This is a genomic window from Anditalea andensis (genome assembly GCF_000714815.1).
GTDB lineage: Bacteria > Bacteroidota > Bacteroidia > Cytophagales > Cyclobacteriaceae > Anditalea > Anditalea andensis.
This window is the reverse complement of record NZ_JMIH01000015.1, coordinates 120,301-135,516: the sequence shown is the minus strand read 5'-3', so window position 1 is coordinate 135,516 and position 15,216 is coordinate 120,301. Positions and strand designations below refer to the sequence as shown.

Annotated in this window: 10 protein-coding genes and 1 riboswitch; of the genes, 3 read left to right on the top strand and 7 right to left on the bottom strand. The window is 40.7% G+C overall.

Going from position 1 to position 15,216, the window contains the following annotated elements; all coding sequences use genetic code 11:
- Positions 1-361: 361 nt before the first annotated feature.
- Positions 362-1,435, bottom strand: coding sequence for a YncE family protein (locus EL17_RS07985; RefSeq protein ID WP_035072420.1), 1,074 nt, complete (start codon positions 1,433-1,435; stop codon positions 362-364).
- Entirely contained in the window at positions 1,432-3,342 is a 1,911-nt protein-coding gene (locus EL17_RS07980; RefSeq protein ID WP_240485952.1) for a TonB-dependent receptor, read from the bottom strand. Before EL17_RS07980 ends, EL17_RS07985 begins: the two co-directional genes overlap by 4 nt.
- A 189-nt stretch (positions 3,343-3,531) precedes the next feature.
- Positions 3,532-3,745, bottom strand: a riboswitch (cobalamin riboswitch).
- A 181-nt stretch (positions 3,746-3,926) separates the two neighbouring features.
- Here EL17_RS07980 and EL17_RS07965 point away from each other — a divergent pair.
- The 3 genes from EL17_RS07965 to EL17_RS07955 are packed head-to-tail and all read left to right on the top strand — an operon-like array spanning position 3,927 to position 7,117.
- Positions 3,927-5,084, top strand: coding sequence for an ABC transporter substrate-binding protein (locus tag EL17_RS07965; RefSeq protein WP_035072414.1), 1,158 nt, complete (start codon positions 3,927-3,929; stop codon positions 5,082-5,084).
- The gene (locus EL17_RS07960; protein WP_205623549.1) at positions 5,077-6,114 is read left to right on the top strand and encodes an iron ABC transporter permease; all 1,038 of its coding nucleotides are present in this window, start codon (positions 5,077-5,079) and stop codon (positions 6,112-6,114) included. The genes EL17_RS07965 and EL17_RS07960 overlap by 8 nt, the downstream gene beginning before the upstream one ends.
- A gap of 1 nt (position 6,115) precedes the next feature.
- Positions 6,116-7,117, top strand: a complete 1,002-nt coding sequence (locus EL17_RS07955) for an ABC transporter ATP-binding protein (RefSeq protein WP_035072412.1) — start codon at positions 6,116-6,118, stop codon at positions 7,115-7,117.
- A gap of 365 nt (positions 7,118-7,482) precedes the next feature.
- On the opposite strand, the gene EL17_RS07950 is transcribed toward EL17_RS07955, so the two are convergent.
- The 5 genes from EL17_RS07950 to EL17_RS07930 form a co-directional block, all read right to left on the bottom strand.
- Positions 7,483-8,610, bottom strand: a complete 1,128-nt coding sequence (locus tag EL17_RS07950; protein ID WP_051719885.1) for an aldose epimerase family protein — start codon at positions 8,608-8,610, stop codon at positions 7,483-7,485.
- Between the two features lie 16 nt (positions 8,611-8,626).
- Positions 8,627-9,328 carry an L-ribulose-5-phosphate 4-epimerase gene (locus tag EL17_RS07945; protein WP_035072582.1) on the bottom strand — a complete coding sequence of 234 codons (702 nt, stop codon included), beginning with the start codon at positions 9,326-9,328 and terminating at the stop codon, positions 8,627-8,629.
- Complete coding sequence (locus EL17_RS07940; protein WP_035072580.1) at positions 9,312-11,012, bottom strand: ribulokinase; 1,701 nt, start codon at positions 11,010-11,012, stop codon at positions 9,312-9,314. The genes EL17_RS07945 and EL17_RS07940 overlap by 17 nt, the downstream gene beginning before the upstream one ends.
- A 25-nt stretch (positions 11,013-11,037) precedes the next feature.
- The gene (locus EL17_RS07935; RefSeq protein ID WP_035072410.1) at positions 11,038-12,585 is read right to left on the bottom strand and encodes an alpha-N-arabinofuranosidase; all 1,548 of its coding nucleotides are present in this window, start codon (positions 12,583-12,585) and stop codon (positions 11,038-11,040) included.
- A 109-nt stretch (positions 12,586-12,694) separates the two neighbouring features.
- Complete coding sequence (locus EL17_RS07930) at positions 12,695-15,064, bottom strand: glycoside hydrolase family 127 protein (RefSeq protein ID WP_035072408.1); 2,370 nt, start codon at positions 15,062-15,064, stop codon at positions 12,695-12,697.
- Positions 15,065-15,216 lie beyond the last annotated feature (152 nt).

Below are 15,216 nucleotides of genomic sequence, written 5' to 3'. Positions count from 1 at the left end.
CTCTTAGCGGTCACCTTGAAGCAATTTAAAAAGGATATGGGAGCTGCCTTTACCTCCCGACCAGGAAAGGGAATTTTTAATTTTTCTGATCATACTCATTTATTAAACCACTTTTTAAAGAACAATGGGCAATTTTATAAAAGAGATAAAATTTGGTCAACCCCAATGGCTAATAGTTTGGCGAAAACCTAGAGCTTACCGACCTTTTCAAAATCGAAAATGAGCTGGATGAGCTACTGTTTCCTTACATGATGGACTTACCGAACTTTCATTCAGTGAAAAGTGAAGCCCTTATTGTACATATTCAAAGGTAGTAAACATAAAAGTGTAGCCCCACCGAAAGATGGGGCTATTGGATTTTTTATCTGAACAAGAATCCTGAAGGGGCTATTCCCACCCTTACTGAATCCTGGGGAACTCCGGCAGATGTAAATCGTATAAGCCATCCAGCAGATGCAAAATCAACTGCATTGGCTCCATATATCATGTTATCACTTTTACTTACGCCAAACCCATAAAAGCTTCTATTAATAATAGGATTAGTAACGGCAAAATCAGTAATACTAGAGGTATGAACGCCTCTATTGTAAGTATAGAACAAGTTATCCCCCGTATTGTCTATAGCCAAATTGCCAGGCTGGCTTGAATCACTTTCGAATTCATATTGTGCTTCAATACTGTACGAAGAAGTATTGATTTTATATATCTTACCTTTTGTCTCCAATCCACTCCAGTCTGATTTATATCGTCCTCCACATAGGATCCATAATGCCCCATTTCTATCTATCACGGCACTATTAGGGTTATCGCCAATTTCTACCGTATGGGTTACTTGATCATTTTGAGTATTTATGACTGAAAAACTATTACCTAAGCCAAATCCTCCCGTATTTAAGACAATTAGATTATTACCATGCAAAAGCATTTGCTTGGGACCTAAACCTACCGCAATATTACCGGACACAGTATTTGTAGCCAGATTCACCACTGCTATATCACCCCCAAATCCATCTGCCCCCCACTGGGCTATATAACCTTTCGTGTCGTTTAGTCCAATGAAATGTTGCGGCTTAGCCAAATCCTCAATAATTGCCTCTAATTCAAATGAATTAATATCCACTACATACACACGGTTCATATTATCCACCGCTATATATCCCTTGTCATTATGGTCAGCTATAGACTGTACATAAATCCCAAGATCCATATCATTTTCAGTGCTGAAGATATTATTTTCAACTTGCGAGGTGGATGGGTTGAAATAAGAAATAGTCCCTGTATTAGTCTGGGTATTTCCTTCATTGGTTATATAAACCCCTTCTCCAAATCTACCGAACGCTTCCGCTGGATTCTCAGGGTCGTTGTTGCAGCTAAATAGAAATCCAGACGTGAGCGCAATAGCATAAAATGCTGATTTGGTAACATTAGTCATCATAGTATATTAATATTTATGTTTAATTGATAATTTCTTCCGGGCATAGGACGCTGCCTCATCACTTGATATTCTGTATTTAATAAATTGAAAATTTGAAAATTAGCCGTGCCACTCATTTTTTTAAATCTCCATTTATAATCCATCCCCGCACTTAATATTTCATAAGAAGGAATGCTTAATGTATTGTCAGTAGTTACAAAATTTTCACCTACGTACATGAGATTGATGTAGCTTCCAATAGCTCCTCGTCTTAAACCTAGTTTAGCTGATCCTTTATGGACAGGAGTATATGGAAGTTGTTTTTCATGAGTATTTTCATTGTCTTCCGATAGTATCAGTGCATGTGTATAGGCATAATTTACATTTCCGATAATAGACCATTCATTGATTTTCCAGAGAGCATCGGTAAAAATTTCCAAACCTTGGTTTTGTACTTCGCGATAATTAGTAGGACTCCAAAAATTTCCCGTAGGCAGCCAAATGATCCAGTTGTCTACCCACATTTTAAAATATGTCGCTTGAGTTTCTACTTTAAACCTTTCTTTTTCGAAAGTATGAACCAGCCCAATCTCTCCACTCCAGCTATCTTCTGACAGCAAATCCGGGTTTCCTCCAGGCACCCAAAATCTGTCATTTATAGTAGGTACTTTAAAGCTTCTGGAAAAAGCACCGTTAATTTTCAATGCATTTCTATCCGCCTGATAAATAGCATAACCACCGCTGATAGATGGTGTAAATGGTGCAAATGTACCTTCATAAACCAACTGCCGTAGGTTTACCGAAAGCGCTAACTTATCTGAAACCTCCAAGCTGGAAGAATGGTACAACTCCAATCTGTTATCTGTAGCTTCATAGGTACTGAGATTTCCTTCTATCTGGGTATATCTGATCCCAGACTTGATCTGCCAATTTTCGGAAAAGCTATGCTCATAGTCACTGGAAGCAAAATATTGGGTGACCAAATTCTGCGAAGATCTGTTAAACAGGAGTTCATCATGGACAGCTCCAAGTTTTACATTCCAGGTACCCGAGGTTCCAAAACGGAAGTAATCCATCACCCATCTCAGATTTTGGTCTTTTTGGACTTCATGGGTATTGGAACCCATTACCGGCTGTATTTCTCTATCAGTAAGGTTCCACCAGAGTGAAGTGCTGAGCTGGGAATTTTCACCCACATTCCAGCCAATATCCTGATTAACCCCATACTGCTCTATGGCAGCATGGTCCTGCCGCTCGGTAGGACTTCCGAATTTTGCCCTGTTGGTATAGGGATAATTGTTTTCCGTAAAATTTCTGTAGATCCGGGTAGTGGTCGCTATTTTTTGATTAGAGTAGCTGTACTGAAGTTGGTTGTTCATCCTTCCAAAGGAACCTATACCCTGATAAAAGGAAAATTTACTCCCTAGTCCAAAGCTGAGTTTACTGTTCAAGTGTATGGAACCCCCTATGGCATCGGTACCATATAGTGCGCCCGAAGATCCCTGGTGTACAGTGGCCTGGTCAAAGCCATTAGTCGGGAGGATAGAGAAATCACTTTGTCCCAATGAGGCGCTATTAATAGGGATTCCATTCCAAAACACCGCAGTATGCCCTGCTGCTGCACCTCTCATGGTCACTGAAGCGATCATTCCCGGCCCGTATTGTCTGACAAAAATCCCCGTCCGCTGCTGAAGGACTTCCCCTAAATTCTGCCCGGCAAACTCCTCCAATGTCCGGCTATCCACCGTACGGACGGTCTGCCCGTTGGTAAACCTGTCCAATGGTGGGGCATACACCTCCACTTGTTCCAATGGAATCGTATCCCGATCCAGCTGTCCCGCTACTTGCTGGGCAGATGCATGATTTACAGGTGCCACCGTCAGCAGCACCGCGCCGGTTAAGAATATAATGGACGAAATGATTTTCAATGGGTAAGAATCATAAATTGAAATGGATCAATTTTATTTTCAAAGCATAATAGAGGGGAAATTGGAGATCTACACGTATAAATTCATACAAGAGGATGCTTTAATCTGGATTAATACTGTGAGCAGCCTTAGCGGTAATTATATAGAAAGTATCCATCCCAGCCTTTCACCCGAAAGCTTTGAATTAAATGTTTTTTTTTGAAACAGGCAGGTCTCCTGGCTCGCTTGACTTTTGCCGCCTTCCCACCCTGCAAAGCAGGACAGTGGCATGAGGTAGACAAAAGCTTCCGGATACATTCCGGTACAGCTTACAGTTGCGGGGACAGCTTCGGATTTAAACCGAATTCCCTATTAATTCCATACTTCAGACAGAAGCATGAAAACCAATTTCAAGGTATATTACAGTATTGCCAACATCATATTCGAAGCTTATGTGCTTTTATCATGATGGCAAATTATACTGCAAACTTAAAGTAAAAAATGCTTTGAAAAAATATTGTTTAAGATTTTGTTTTTGGATCTAGACAAAACAATGCTTTATTTTGAAATTACAAACACTTAAAAACTAACCAACTTTCCGAAGCATGTCCGAAAAAAGTTTCCTATCTTTTTTTTTAATTCCTGTCATTTTGATCCTCATGGTGACTTCCTGTTCAGCACCCCGGGAAGAAGAAATAGGCATAGAACTGCAAGAAATTCTGATGGACCATGCCAAAGGTTTTAAAATATACCAGGGTGCCGGTTATCAAATCATAGAAGTAACCCAAGCTTTCCCTGGAAACCACCGCCCATTTAGATATTTGATATTAAACGACATACAGGCGGACCTTCCGGAACAGATGTATGATGCTACCATCCTACTACCCGCAGAAACAATTATCGTCACTTCCACTACCCACATCCCCCACCTTGACCTGCTGCACGCCTCTGATAAACTGATAGGTTTCCCAAACTTAGATCTTATATCCTCTGAGCAGACCAGAAAATTGATCCAACAGCACCGTATTAGGGATCTGGGCAGGGGGGCGCAAACCAATATAGAGCTTATCATAGACCTACAGCCTGACTGGGTAATGATCTCCACGCTCGGAGAAGATCTGAAAAATCTGGATCTACTGCAGGCAGCAGGTATATCGGCAGTCATCAACGGGGAATATGTAGAACAAAATCCACTCGGCAGGGCTGAATGGATCAAATTTACCGGTGCCCTAATGGGAAAATTTGAGGAAGCTAACATTATCTTTAAGGAGATAGAAAAAGAATACCTGGCTGCAGAAAATCTGGCAAAAAAAATTAAGCAAGACGAAAGACCTACAGTAATGGCCGGGGTGATGTATAAAGATGTCTGGTATGTGCCGGGGGCGGATTCATGGGGAGCAAGATTGCTCCATGCTGCTGGGGGCAATTACATTTTTGATGCCCAAAAAGGAACCGGGAGTATCCAACTCAATTATGAATTTGTACTTGATGAGGCCCAGGATGCGGATTATTGGCTTGGCGCTTCGGATTTTCAAAGCCTTTCGGCCATGGGTACCGCAGATAGAAGATATGCTGACTTTAAAGCGTTCCAGATAGGGAATGTTTATTCTTATACCTCTAAAAAAGGTGAAACCGGAGGAATTGAATATTTTGAGCTTGGCTATATGAGACCGGATTGGATACTGAAGGACCTGATCAAAATTTTGCATCCGGATTTGTTACCGGAATACGAGCCATATTTTTACTCGCGACTAGATGATTAAGTCAAATACATATGCTTTGATTTTCCTCATAGGGGTATTCCTTTGTGGGCTTCTCTTTATCTTCAATATAGGTATAGGGTCTGTTTACATCCCTTTTGGCGATATTATTTCAGCTTTGACAGGAGGGGAGTTCAATAGAAGATCATGGGAAACCATTATCTATAATTATCGGATTCCAAAAGCCTTTACGGCTATATTGGCAGGGATAGCCCTTTCGGTAAGCGGATTACAGATGCAGACATTTTTCCGCAATCCTTTGGCAGGCCCATTTGTATTGGGGATCAGTTCCGGGGCGGGGCTCGGGGTGGCCCTCTTGGTAATGGCGGGATCGGCCTTCGGGATTACCATGCTCTACCAGACAGGGGTAGGGCTATGGTCTGTGATCATGGCGGCTACTGCCGGGGCTGTACTCGTTTTGCTGCTGATGAGCCTCACAGCTTGGAAAGTTAAAGATAGCATGACTTTATTGATCGTAGGACTGATGTTTGGCAGTGCCACTTCAGCCGTGATCAGTGTATTGGCATACTTTAGTGATGCGGAGCAGCTGAAGGTTTTTACGGTATGGTCTATGGGAAGCTTGGGGGCCACTGCACCTGTTCAGCTCAAGGCATTCTTTGTGGCTCAGATAATAGGCATTATACCCGTATTGATGTTTATCAAATCCTATAACGCGATGCTGCTCGGGGAAACCTATGCAGAAAGTATGGGCATCAATATTAACAGACTCCGCTGGGCGATGATCATCAGTACCGGGATTTTAGCGGGCAGCGCCACGGCATTTTGTGGACCTATAGCTTTTATAGGCATAGCCGTCCCGCATATGGCACGGCTAATATTCCGGACAGCAGACCACCGGGTACTCTTTCCAGCTTCAGCACTGATCGGCGCCATGGTGCTATTGGTCTGCGACGCCATCAGCCAGATGCCAACGTCGGCCCAGACCCTGCCCATCAATGCCGTCACCTCATTGGTAGGTGCCCCTATGGTCATCTGGTTGATATTAAAAAGAAACTTCAGTAAAGAATTTTAAGATGGCAGAAGGCAGGAAAAATATCATACTGGAAGGCAAAAACCTCCAACTTGGCTACCGTAAAGGGAAAAAGATTTTTGAGGTCACCTCAGATATTTCCTTTTCTCTAATGAAAGGAGAGCTTACGTGCCTGCTGGGTCCTAATGGAGTCGGTAAATCCACATTGCTGAAAGCCATATTGGGTCAAAACCCTCCTATCGGTGGAGTATTGACTTTTCGGGATACACCCATTGCCCAATATGACCGTCGGGCTATGTCCAAAAATATATCTGTAGTTCTCACCGATAAGATTACTTCAGGCAACCTAACCGTAGGTCAACTGGTAGCTTTAGGCAGGATTCCCCATACTGGATGGTTGGGGAGGCTTCAGGACGAAGACCGATCAAAGGTAGAGCATGCAATAGAATCTACTAAAATAGGATATCTTCATGACCGAAGACTGTCAGAATTAAGTGATGGGCAGCTGCAAAAAGTCATGATCGCCCGTGCCCTGGCGCAGGATGGAGAACTCTTGATTCTGGACGAACCCACCGCCCACCTGGATCTGGTGAACCGCTATGAGATCATGCACCTGCTCAAAGACATTGCCCACAGACAGGGCAAATCGGTATTGGTAGTCACCCATGACCTGGAGATAGCCATAGAGACTGCCGATCAGTTTTGGCTGATGGAGTGTGGCTTCCCTCTCACTGCAGGACTACCAGAAGACCTCATCTTATCCGGAGAGATCAACAGGTTATTGCCAGATGACCAACTTTCTTTTGATATCAGATCAGGAAAAATATTGCCTTTGACGGCAGAAATAGATTATACCATAGATGGACCTCATGAGATCGTACAATGGGTCAAAAAGGCATTGGGGAAAGCAGAATTGGATAAAACAGATTTTAAAATTTCAATTTCAAAGAATCCTCTAAAATTTGAACTTGAATATGATATTAATAAGAGTATCCATGATAATATCGAAACGGTGATTAGGGAGTTGACCATTCGATCTTTATAGATTTACTTTTTATATTATAACTAAAAGCATATATTTTTCAGGTTTTGATACCACTTACTTTTTAGATTACCTCCATTTTGGATGTAATACAATCATTAAACTGTCGGTAACTTTCACAAAGGTCCTATATATTAAATTGGGCTGAAGAAATTCCGAATACTATATATTCTTAAAAAACAAATCCCATTACATTCCATCTCAACCTATTTTATTCTACATAAACCGATATACACCCCTCTGTTTATCAATAAAAAAGGAGCAGATAATTGCTCCTTTTTTATTGATACATAAGTTCACTTGCCTTCACAAGCCATAAAACAGCAGCTTAGCATACACTATCAGGCTTCTTTTCTTGTAATAGGTGTCTACCTCGTTTTAAAATGTAGTTCTATTCTATGTGAATATGTTTCGCCAGGTTTTAAAGAAGCTGAAGGAAAATTAGGTTGGTTAGGAGAATCAGGGAAAAACTGGGGCTCCAGGCATAATCCGGTATGCTTATTATACGTGTTGCCATCCGTGCCCTGTGCACCATCCAAAAAATTGCCTGAATAAAACTGTACTCCAGGTGCATCTGAATGGACTTCTAGCAATCTACCTGAACCACTGTGGTACAACTCTGCCTGCTTTTTAAGATCACCTGTATACTCTTTAGTTATCACATAGTTATGATCATATCCGCCTTCCACTTGCGCTATTCTTTCACCTATTTTATGTGCACTGGTAAAGTCAAATGGTGTATTATTTACCTCTACAATATCTCCGGTGGGGATTAACGTTTCATCCACAGGTGTATAGTGGTCACCATATATGGTCAGTTCATGGTTTAAAATATCCTCCTTCATGGCACTCAGATTAAAATAGCCATGATGGGTTATGTTGACTATAGTCGCTTTATCCGTGCTGGCTTCATACAAAATAGTCAATACATCATTATCATCTAAGGAAAAGGTAGCAGTGGTAGTTAGTTCTCCCGGATAGCCTTCTTCACCATCAGGGCTTACATAAACCATTCTTACACCTACTCCAGAATTGTCTTCAAAGGATTCAGCTTCCCAAACCACCTCATTAAAACCTTCATTACCACCGTGAAGGTGATTTTGTCCATCATTGGTGGTAAGCTGAAAAGCTTCTCCATCTATTGAAAATCTCCCCTTTGCTATTCTATTTGCATATCTACCGGCTGTTGCTCCAAAATAATATCCGTTTTGTTGATATTCACTTACGCTATCAAAACCCAATACTATATTTTCCAGATTACCTTCTTTGTCTGCTACCAGCATTTTGGTAACTATTGCGCCATAATTGGTAATATGTATGGTAGTTCCATTTTTGTTTTTGAGTTCAAAGGTTTTAACCTCTTTTCCATTGATGGTTTCTGTATTTATCATAGTGATAGAATTTTCATTTTCTGTTTCATTTTCAGCAGTTCCGTTATCGGTACCGCAGGACCAAAACATAAGGCAAGCCAATGCTAAAACTCCAAATTTGCTCATATAGATACTGTTAAGATTAAGATTGTCCATAGTAGGAATTGGCTCCATGTTTCCTTTCATAATGCTTTTTGATCAAAGCATCTTTTAGCCTTGGAGCATTAGGATTTATTTGTAAGGTAAGATAGGCCATTCTTGCCAATTCTTCAAGAACTTTACTATTATAGACTGCCTTAGCAGCACTTTTGCCCCAAGTGAATGGACCATGGTTGCCGATAAGGACCATTTCTACATCCTCATAGGAAAATCCTTTATCTATAAAACAGTCAAAAATCTGCTGACCGGTCATATGCTCATAATTCCCCTGTATCAGTTCATCAGCCATAGGAGGGGCGCATGGAATGTCAAATGTCGTATGATCAGCATGGGTGGTCCCGAAAATAGGAATATCCTGCTGGGCCTGCGCCCATGCTACGGCATATGTGGAATGGGTATGTGATATTCCACCTATCTTCTCCCAATGTTTATACATCAAAGCATGCGTCTTAGTATCAGAAGAAGGACGCATGTTTCCTTCTATCACATTATTATCAAAATCTAGAATCACTATGTCTTCAGGCCTCAAATCCACATACGGAACACCACTGGGTTTAATGGCGAAAACTCCTTCTTTACGGTCCACTGCACTTACATTGCCAAAAGTGTATACCACTAGGTCCAGTTTAGGCAATTCCATATTAGCCTCGTAACATTCTTTTTTCAATTCAATGTATTTGCTCATATTCATTTTGATTCTTGGTATTTTTGACTATAAAATTTCCGAAGTTATTATACTGCTCGTATAATTTTTCATAGATGGCTACATTTTTTTGTATTGGTTGATATTCTTTATCAAATCCATTAGACATGCCCTTAATAGCTGACTGGGTATCTGGATAGGCCCCACAGACGACTGCAGCATACATTGCAGCACCCAGTGCCGGGGCTTGTTCTGATGTGGCCACTTTAATAGGCTTATTCAATACATCTGCCAGGGTCTGCATCACTAGGGCAGATTTTTTGGCCACTCCGCCCATTCCAATTACATTGTCTATCCTTACACCTTCGGATTCAAATCGATCTACAATCTTTTTAGAGCCAAAACATATAGCTTCTACCAATGACTTAAATACCCTAGGCGCATCAGAACCCATACTGAGCCCCATCAGGGCACCTTTAAGGCCTTGATTGGCATCCGGTGTCCGCCTTCCATTGATCCAATCCAGTGCTACTAAAGTGGACTCTTCTACTGGTATTTTTTCAGCTTTATCTGAAAGGAGAGCAATGGTGTTGGCTTCAATTTCATCTATGAGATTTTGCTTTTGGTTAACTTCTATTTGACTACTGGATTTTATAATATCTATAGCAGGTTTTGCTATAAGGTCTTTAAACCAGGCCAGGACATCCCCAAATCCAGATTGTCCAGCCTCCAGCCCTATGGTACCTGGTATAACGGACCCATCTACCTGTCCACATATTCCTTTTACAAGACTGTCACCCAGATTTTCTCTAGATGCTACCATGATATCGCAGGTGGATGTACCCATTACCTTAACTAAAGTATTCTCAGCCACTTCTCCACCTATAGCGCCAGCATGGGCGTCAAACGTTCCTACTGCTACCAATACATTTTCATCTAACCCCAACTTCTTTGCCCATTTAGTAGAAAGATTGCCGGCAGCTTCGTCAGAAGTATAGGTTTCTGTATATAGTCTGTCTCGGAGATCCACCAGATATGGGTCAAAGTGGCCAAGAAATTCTTTTGAGGGCAAGCCACCCCAGCTCTCATGCCATAAAGCTTTATGACCAGCTGCACATCGGCTCCTTTTCAGAGAAAGGGGATCTTCATTACCTATCAGTTGACTGGTGATATAATCACAGTGCTCCATCCAAGAGTAGGCTTTTTCTGCTACAGCTGGATCTACCCTAGCGATATGGAGGATCTTTGACCAGAACCATTCCGAAGAATAAATTCCGCCTTCATATTTGGTATAATCTTCCCCACCCCAATTTTTGGCTACCGAATTGATTTCATCCGCTTCTTTGATAGAGGTATGGTCCTTCCATAAAATCATCATGGCATTAGGATTGTTGGCAAACTGCGGGTCAAAAGCCAAAGACTCCCCTCTTTCATCTACTGGAAGTGGGGATGATCCGGTGGTATCTACGCAAATAGCCTTTACTAATGAAGGATCTATATCCGATGCAGCTATTACGCCTTTTATGGTAACTTCCAGCCCTTTTAAATGGTCTAAAGGATGTTGTCTAAATTGGTTCTTGACAGGATTACAGAACTTACCTTCCTTCCATTGTGGATAGTAGAATACCTCGCTGGCCAGACACTCTCCATTTGCGGTATCTACCAGTACGGCCCGGACAGAATCAGATCCATAATCAAGTCCTATTACATATGTTTTATTATCCATTTTTATCATTATCTAATATATATTTTTATTCTGCCACCCGAAGCATTAATACTGATTTGGATGGAACTTTAACCTGGAGATTATCCCCTTTTAAATTAAAGTTTTTGAATTCCTCTATACCTATTCTGTTTTTGTTGTCAAAAGTGTTATAGGCATCCATGGCATCAGTGGTGACCACTTGTCCTGTAATTCTTTTTCCCTTGATACCTCTCAAAACACAATCTAAGTTAATTTCTTTGTCAGGATTAATATTTACTATGGAAATGTTTAACATCCCATCCTCAGACCGGGAGGTGCTTACATGCAAAGCTTCGGTTTCCAATTCATCTATTTTAAATTTTTCCGAAGTCAAATGATGTGGAACCAACTTTGCATCTTTGTGAGGCTTATAAAGGTCAAACACATGATAAGTAGGCGTTAACAACATCTGGTCGCCTTCAGTTAAAATGATGGCTTGCAGCACATTTACGGTCTGGGCCAGATTAGCCATATGAACCCTTTCTGCATGCTTATTGAAGACATTTAATGTAATACCGGCTACCAAGGCATCTCTAAGGGTATTCTGCTGCTGAAGAAAACCAGGATTAGACCCAGGAGTGGCTTCAAACCAGGTACCCCACTCATCTATTATTAATTTTACTTTTTTGTTTGGATCAAATTTATCCATTATGGTACCATGTTTTACCAGTAATTCATCCATCCTTCCTGCTTTGATTAAAGTCTCCAAAAACTGTTTTTTGGTAAAGTCGGTAGCGGACTGCTTTTTCTCCCAAGTTCCAGGAATAGTATAATAATGCAAAGATATGCCATCCATCATGTTTAAGGGAATATCGCGCATCAATACCTCTGTCCATCTAAAATCCCAATCATTTGCACCGCCAGCTATTTTGAAAAGTTTATTCCCTCCATAATTACGGGCAAAGGTCGCATATCGTCTATATTCATTGGCATAATATTCCGGTGTCATGTTGCCACCACATCCCCAGCTTTCATTTCCCACACCCCAGTATTCTATATTCCAAGGCTCTGACCGGCCATTTTTTTCACGGAGTTTGGCCATAGGGCTTATACCATCAAAATTGATATATTCTATCCATTTGCTCATTTCATCTACAGACCCGCTCCCCACATTACCGGTGATATAGGGTACTGTGCCTATTTTTTCACATAGATCTAAGAATTCATGCGTCCCAAAACTATTATCTTCTGTCACACCTCCCCAGTGCGTATTTACCATCGTAGGCCTGTCCTCACCTATACCGTCAGTCCAGTGATATTCATCTGCAAAGCATCCACCGGGCCATCTTAGATTCGGGATTTCTAAATCTATAAGCGCCTGAAGCACATCACTTCTATAGCCATCTTGATTAGCTATATCAGAGTCTTTTCCTACCCAAATCCCACCATAGATACCAGTCCCAAGATGCTCTGCAAAATGGCCATAGATATGTTTATTAATGGTGACATCACCCTGGTCGGCATTGATGATTAGCCTATTCGTTTGGGCATTTGCAGAGAAAGCCGCCGCTGTCAAAACGGCTGCTGTTAGAAATTTCTTTCGTAAGTTGATCATAATTTAATCGTTACTATTGGATATAATTGATAAAAACTATTAATACTGCCCTTTTGGAATTTTATGGGAGCTTTCCATTGTATATTAGATATTATTTTTTTTAAACTTATTATTTCTTACTGCCATTGAGTAATCTGATATGATGGATATTTGGAGCTTGATGCCCTTCTTTAGTTTTAAACCGGATCTCCAAAATCTCCGAATTCATCATATCTTCGGATAAAATATAATTATTAGTAAAAGGAGCTTTATCAGAACGCTTACTTATTTCTTCTTCTACCAATAATGTATCGTTGATAAATATATCCACCTTAGTAGAAGCATCTTGAGGGATGAAAGTAAGCTGAAGTTCTTGGGCTTTTTTATCCATATTACGGAGCTGATATGACATCCAATCTATCGGGGAGCGCCAAAAAAAACCATCTATATTACCTGATCTGGTCCTGCCGCTACGGTAAAAGTGGTCTGACTCCGGCTGCTGCTCACCCAGGGCAATTTCATCCACAGTCCTAGATGCTAATTTCATGAATACCTCGTCTTTTTCAGAGAGCATTACTCTGCGGGATGTAATCTCCTCTTCATGATCTATTACAGGGAAATATATCTGGTACCTGGCTTCATGAATTTTGTAAAAAGGCTCTAATAAAATGTTCTCATTTTTAATAGAAGTGATTTGGTCAGTAAAGTCGAAGGTAAGGATTTCTCTTTCTTGATTAATTTTCTGGGTACGGTCGGCTAAGTACATATCAGAGGTATTCAAAGGCTTCATTTCACCATGTGCTATATGGCCCATCCTGCTGTCATCGGCCCAGATACCATCTAGCACCTCCTCATTTCGGTCTGCAGCTGCCAAAACTATCGGTCCATATAGGATAGACACCCACTTAGAATCATCTGGCAAATATTCCTTATGGATTTCCATTGGAAGATTTACCGTTATCTTATCGCCATCCTTCCATTTTCTATCCATTGTAATATAATCTTCCTGTATATTTAAACCTATGATCTCATCATTCACCTTCAAACTAATATTATCAGAAGATGTAACCCATATGGGTTTTCTGATTTTTAATGATAACTGTTGCTCCTTATGGGTGTTAATAGTAAGAGTAATCTTGTCATCAAAAGGAAATTTTGTAGTTTGGGTTATTTCAATGCCTTTATCTTTCCATGATAATACAGATGGGACATATAGGTTGACATATAAATTTTCACCTTCATAGGCATATATAAATTTCCCATATTTACTGTGATTTTCCAAACCAGACCCTACACAGCACCAGAATCCTTCATGAGGTTTGGAATAAACCCTATAATGCTTTGGACGCATAGGTGTAAAATACACAAACCCTCCGTCTGGATGCTGTGAAGATAATATGTGATTGTACAGGGCTCTTTCATAGTAATCAGCGTACCGTGCTGCGGGGTCGTCCTGAAACAAAAGCTCCGTGAGCTTAAGCATGTTGTAAGTATTGCACGTTTCTGGTCCTTGATTGGATGACAGCATTTCAGAAAAATCCTGTTTTGGATGAAAATGCTCCCTTACACTATTCCCGCCTATAGAGACAGACCTGTGATTAACCACTCTGTCCCAAAAAAAAGCAGAAGCTGACTTCCATTCTTCTTTATCTTCGATTAACCCTATTTTTTGGTAACCAATAACCTTTGGAATCTGGGTATTGGCATGGTAGCCAGTAAGCTTGTCTTCTTTATCCAGAAGGGGGTTAAGAATTTCATGGTGAGACATTTTTTTGGCTGCTTCTAAATACCCATCATCTTCAAATATTTCATACATGATGGCAAAAATCTCATTAAATCCACCATGCTCACTCACAAGTATTTGCTGAACCTGTTCCTCAGAAAGATCAGAAAAGATATCCAAAAACCATTTTCCCAATTTATCTAATACCACTTTAGCCTCTACGCTGCCCCCATCTAAATGGGCATCAGCCAGTCCCGCAAAAATTTTATGTATATTGTATAAAGGAACCCAATGGTTATTAAGAGAAAAAGTCTCTGCATTTATTTTTCCTATCTTAATTTCTTCCCATATTTTTTTGCCATTGGGTATCCCTGCTAGATAGCCATCACCATGTGCCTCCTGGGCTATGGATAAATTTGATACCATATAGTCCAACCGCTCTTTTAAATCCATTCGTCCGGTAGAGGCATACATCATTGATAGCGCAGATAGATAGTGGCCAGCGATATGCCCGTCCAAACCTGTGTTTTCCCAATTCGTATACCGCTCAGCATTCCAGGGCAGACCGGCCTCCAGCATATAGGGAGCTAGCAAACGGTCCATATCCATTTCCAACATATAATGGATATCTGTCTGTTGAGCTTTGAGAAAATCACTTTCCAAAAGCCTGACATCTTCGAGATTAAATAATTTGGCCTTTGAATGCCCTTGGCCATAAGCTATGCTGGAACAGCTAACTATAGACATAATTACTATTAAGCCCTGGATTTTCTTCATATTCTTTATTTTATATTGAATTTCTAACTACGTTACCTATAAAGATGATAGTATATATTCATGTAAACTCATTTACCTTCCCTATACTGAGTAAGGATTTTAACTTATCAACATGGCACATCAGCTTTTATCCTACGGTATGACAAGATCTG

Bases quoted from the DNA above. Each gene is read 5' to 3' on its own strand.
- EL17_RS07985 (WP_035072420.1), bottom strand. From the start codon at position 1,435: ATGATGACTAATGTTACCAAATCAGCATTTTATGCTATTGCGCTCACG.
- EL17_RS07965 (WP_035072414.1), top strand. From the start codon at position 3,927: ATGTCCGAAAAAAGTTTCCTATCTTTTTTTTTAATTCCTGTCATTTTG.
- EL17_RS07960 (WP_205623549.1), top strand. From the start codon at position 5,077: ATGATTAAGTCAAATACATATGCTTTGATTTTCCTCATAGGGGTATTC.
- EL17_RS07955 (WP_035072412.1), top strand. From the start codon at position 6,116: ATGGCAGAAGGCAGGAAAAATATCATACTGGAAGGCAAAAACCTCCAA.
- EL17_RS07950 (WP_051719885.1), bottom strand. From the start codon at position 8,610: ATGAGCAAATTTGGAGTTTTAGCATTGGCTTGCCTTATGTTTTGGTCC.
- EL17_RS07945 (WP_035072582.1), bottom strand. From the start codon at position 9,328: ATGAGCAAATACATTGAATTGAAAAAAGAATGTTACGAGGCTAATATG.
- EL17_RS07940 (WP_035072580.1), bottom strand. From the start codon at position 11,012: ATGGATAATAAAACATATGTAATAGGACTTGATTATGGATCTGATTCT.
- EL17_RS07935 (WP_035072410.1), bottom strand. From the start codon at position 12,585: ATGATCAACTTACGAAAGAAATTTCTAACAGCAGCCGTTTTGACAGCG.
- EL17_RS07930 (WP_035072408.1), bottom strand. From the start codon at position 15,064: ATGAAGAAAATCCAGGGCTTAATAGTAATTATGTCTATAGTTAGCTGT.